The sequence below is a fragment of the Pedobacter sp. HMWF019 genome (assembly GCF_003061025.1).
Taxonomy (GTDB): domain Bacteria; phylum Bacteroidota; class Bacteroidia; order Sphingobacteriales; family Sphingobacteriaceae; genus Pedobacter.
Genome location: NZ_QAIL01000522.1, coordinates 1 through 3,134, shown reverse-complemented (window position 1 = coordinate 3,134; position 3,134 = coordinate 1). Strand labels below are relative to the sequence as shown.

4 protein-coding genes and 1 pseudogene are annotated in these 3,134 nt (G+C 38.7%); 3 read left to right on the top strand and 2 right to left on the bottom strand.

Annotated features, from left to right (window positions below):
• From DBR11_RS26155 to DBR11_RS26145, 3 genes are all read left to right on the top strand, one after another.
• The coding region (locus DBR11_RS26155; protein WP_233260919.1) for a beta-propeller fold lactonase family protein at positions 1–1,667 on the top strand (1,667 nt) is incomplete at its 5' end.
• Between the two features lie 344 nt (positions 1,668–2,011).
• Positions 2,012–2,197: a hypothetical protein gene (locus DBR11_RS26150; RefSeq protein WP_108555509.1), complete on the top strand. Its 186-nt coding sequence runs from the start codon at positions 2,012–2,014 to the stop codon at positions 2,195–2,197.
• Between the two features lie 10 nt (positions 2,198–2,207).
• Positions 2,208–2,462 carry an isoleucyl-tRNA synthetase gene (locus tag DBR11_RS26145; protein ID WP_108555508.1) on the top strand — a complete coding sequence of 85 codons (255 nt, stop codon included), beginning with the start codon at positions 2,208–2,210 and terminating at the stop codon, positions 2,460–2,462.
• 65 nt (positions 2,463–2,527) lie between these two features.
• Here the strand turns inward: DBR11_RS26145 and DBR11_RS26140 are convergent, their stop codons facing one another.
• Both DBR11_RS26140 and DBR11_RS26135 read right to left on the bottom strand, forming a co-directional pair.
• Complete coding sequence (locus DBR11_RS26140; RefSeq protein WP_108555507.1) at positions 2,528–2,719, bottom strand: cold-shock protein; 192 nt, start codon at positions 2,717–2,719, stop codon at positions 2,528–2,530.
• Between the two features lie 209 nt (positions 2,720–2,928).
• Positions 2,929–3,134 (bottom strand): annotated as a pseudogene (locus DBR11_RS26135) (hypothetical protein); the annotation flags it as partial.

Here is a 3,134-nt window from a genome sequence, read left to right as displayed (position 1 = left end):
CCTTCATACTACATTCTGTGGTTAGGGCGCAATCCATACCCCGGCCTTACTTTCCTATGATAGAACAAGGGGATAAACAAATCACCGTATCGACTCCAATTATAGGTTCTTATAAAACTTATGCGATTTTTTGTGATACTTCGACTATTATTCCCGGCAAAACACCGTTTGTCCGGTTCGACGGTAGTGGATCTATTGATTCTTTGGTGAAAGTTACTATCAAAAATATCATCAATGGAAAAATATATTACATTGCCGTAGCGATCATTGACGGTAATGAATTTGGGCCCCTGGGGCGTAAAACTATCGGCACAGGATCAGGTTCTTCTTTCCTAACGGTATTAAACCAGAACAACAAGATATCATCGTTTAATGCCAATCCTAATTCTGGAATTTTAAAGGCTATCGCAGGCCAGCCCTATGGTACAGGAATGCAGATGGCAACTTCAATGGCTCTTTCTCCGTCAAAAAAAGTAGCTTACCTGGTATCACCGTACACAAGCAATTTTTCGGCACTGACCTATAATCCTTCACTGAACAGCTTTGCAACAAAAGCCGGATATCCGAATGGGGTGGGGCAAAATGCAAGTTTTATAAATACCAGCGCAAATGGTAAATATGTCTATATCGCTAACTCCGGCAGCCAACAAATCTCTGCTTTTACAGCTGATGATGATTATGGCAATATTACCATTATTGGAAATTATCATGCCGGCAATGTTCCACAGTTTATAGTCATTCATCCGAGCGGTAAATATTTGTATGTTGCCAACGCAAGAGACAATACGATAACTGCGTTCAGGAGAGATACCTTGACAGGTACTCTTACTGCTATAGTGCCTGCTGTAAACGTGGGTAACAATCCTACATGTATGGCGATTTCCAGCTCAGGTGGCTGGGCCTATGTGGTCAATAACGAATCAAACACGTTATCGGTTTTAAAAATAGATATAACAACAGGCGTACCTAAAGTAGTGGCTAACTACCCCACGGGTGCAAATCCTTTATCCGTGACCATCGCTCCGAATGATGCAACAGTGCTGGTTACCAACTCTTCTTCGAATACAATTTCGGGTTTCATTAGAAATGAGGCCGACGAAAAATTGACTCAAATGTATGGAAGCCCCTTTTCAACAGGAGGGGGGCCTAATCAGTTGGTCTTCAGTAATCCTTCCTTCTGCTATGTAACCAATAGTGGAGATAACAGTATTACAGGATTTTCATTGTCTAACTGGTGGCAACCCGCTCAGAGTACGCTGATAAAGACAAGAACTTATACGGCGGTTGACGGTGTTGGAGAACAACCCTTGCAGATCATCGCAACCGGGGCTTCATTGTTACCACCACCTACAAAGTTTGATGTACATCTTATTCCCAGGGACTCTCTCCTAAAGGTTCCCTGGGGAGGTGTCCTGAGGTTTAACCCCGTTCCTGGAGCTACTTCGTACATCGTCTGGACCGGTGGCCCCAACCTTTGTCCGAATTGTCTTAATCCTACTTCTGAAAATATGCTAATAGAGGTAGAAAGAGGTTATCCTGTGCAAACCCGGCTGATCAGTGCATTTAAAGGGATTTATTTTAGGATTGCCTCTGTAAATGAAGCAGGCATCGGTTTCCTGTCGCCCGTTTATTCGCTCTCTGATTATATTTCTGATAAGATGCCTTAATGGGCTGGCTTAAGGACATTTGGTTTAGGTTAAAATGGGAAATGTATTTAGGATTACTAATCATATTAGTGATTATTGTTGTTTTTTTAATCTATTGAGAGTCCGTATAATGTGTGTTATGTGACTTGGACGTTACAAACGTAAGATCTAGATAACAGTACATTTGTTGTTGAATTGAATCAGTTACCAACTGAGAATTACTCCCGCCATTGATGTTGCAAATGCTTTAGTGGCAATGACTGATCCGGAAAAAGGAGATACAACCTCTAATTTAAAAGTTCGGAAGCTATTTTAATCTGTATAACCACTAATCAAACAAAGCTAACTACTCTTATCTTTGCCCTATGACAAAACACCTGAAAATAGGAATGATTTGTATGGCTGGTGCTGTGTTACTAATGCCAGTTGCTTTATTGCTTAAAAATACAAATACTGCGGCTTGTATCGCAATAATTATTGCCAGTATGCTTCTTGAAGTAATTGGATTGATATTTGTGATTGTAAGTTTTATCAAAAGAAAAAAATCTTAACGACATACATATGGTCAAGGTACTGAAACTCCAGAAAGCAGTTATAGTGATTGTTTTAGGATTATTATTGCTGATTCCTTATAAGGTAATGAGCATAAACAAAATGGATTCGAGTATCTATTTCCTGGAAGCCTCAGGTGCTTTGCTCATTATTGGTGCCCTGATGTTCCTATATCCTATTCTGTTTGGTAAGAAAGATAAGGAAGGGAATATAGAGTTGGATCCGGAACAGGAGATAGTTGAAGAGGCAGATGGTACGAATTAAAATAGGCTTGAAATGAAAAAACTGCTCTTTAGGAGCAGTTTTCACAATATATGTAATAAGGAACTTTAGATTACTTGAACATTTACTGCATTTAATCCTTTACGACCTTGTTCTACGTTATAAGAAACTTTGTCGTTTTCACGGATTTCGCCTAAAAGGCCACTTGAGTGAACAAAGATTTCGCTATCTCCGTTAGATGGGATAATGAAACCAAAACCTTTTGACTCATTGAAAAATTTTACTACTCCTTCTTGCATTGTATTATTATTAAAAAATTGAGTTGCAAAGGTAGGTACAAATAACTGAAAATCAGTAAAATTTATAATTTATTTTGATTCCTGGCCCTTCAGAACTGAATTAAGTGGGTTTTTGATGGCTGCTTATTGTTGATTTATTTTTATTTTCTTTAATAAGAAGAGCCGGATCGCTCCAGCTCTTCTTATTAGGTAGATGTTAACAGTTGGGATTATTTAACAGCTTTACCGTCTTTATCCATTTTAATGGTAGCAGTTTTATCTTCTTTCTTTAAGTTAATTTCATAATAAGAAGTTTTATCTGCATTAGTTACTAAAAATGCAGCAGTTGGTGTCCATTGTTTGATCGGATCTGTTTGAAGTGTAGTCTGTACTGGAGCAGGTAGATCTTTAAGTTCAACAGGTGCCTTTGTAGCAC

Excerpts from the sequence above, each read along its gene's own strand:
- DBR11_RS26150 (WP_108555509.1), top strand. The coding sequence starts at position 2,012 with ATGACAAAACACCTGAAAATAGGAATGATTTGTATGGCTGGTGCTGTG.
- DBR11_RS26140 (WP_108555507.1), bottom strand. The coding sequence starts at position 2,719 with ATGCAAGAAGGAGTAGTAAAATTTTTCAATGAGTCAAAAGGTTTTGGT.
- DBR11_RS26145 (WP_108555508.1), top strand. The coding sequence starts at position 2,208 with ATGGTCAAGGTACTGAAACTCCAGAAAGCAGTTATAGTGATTGTTTTA.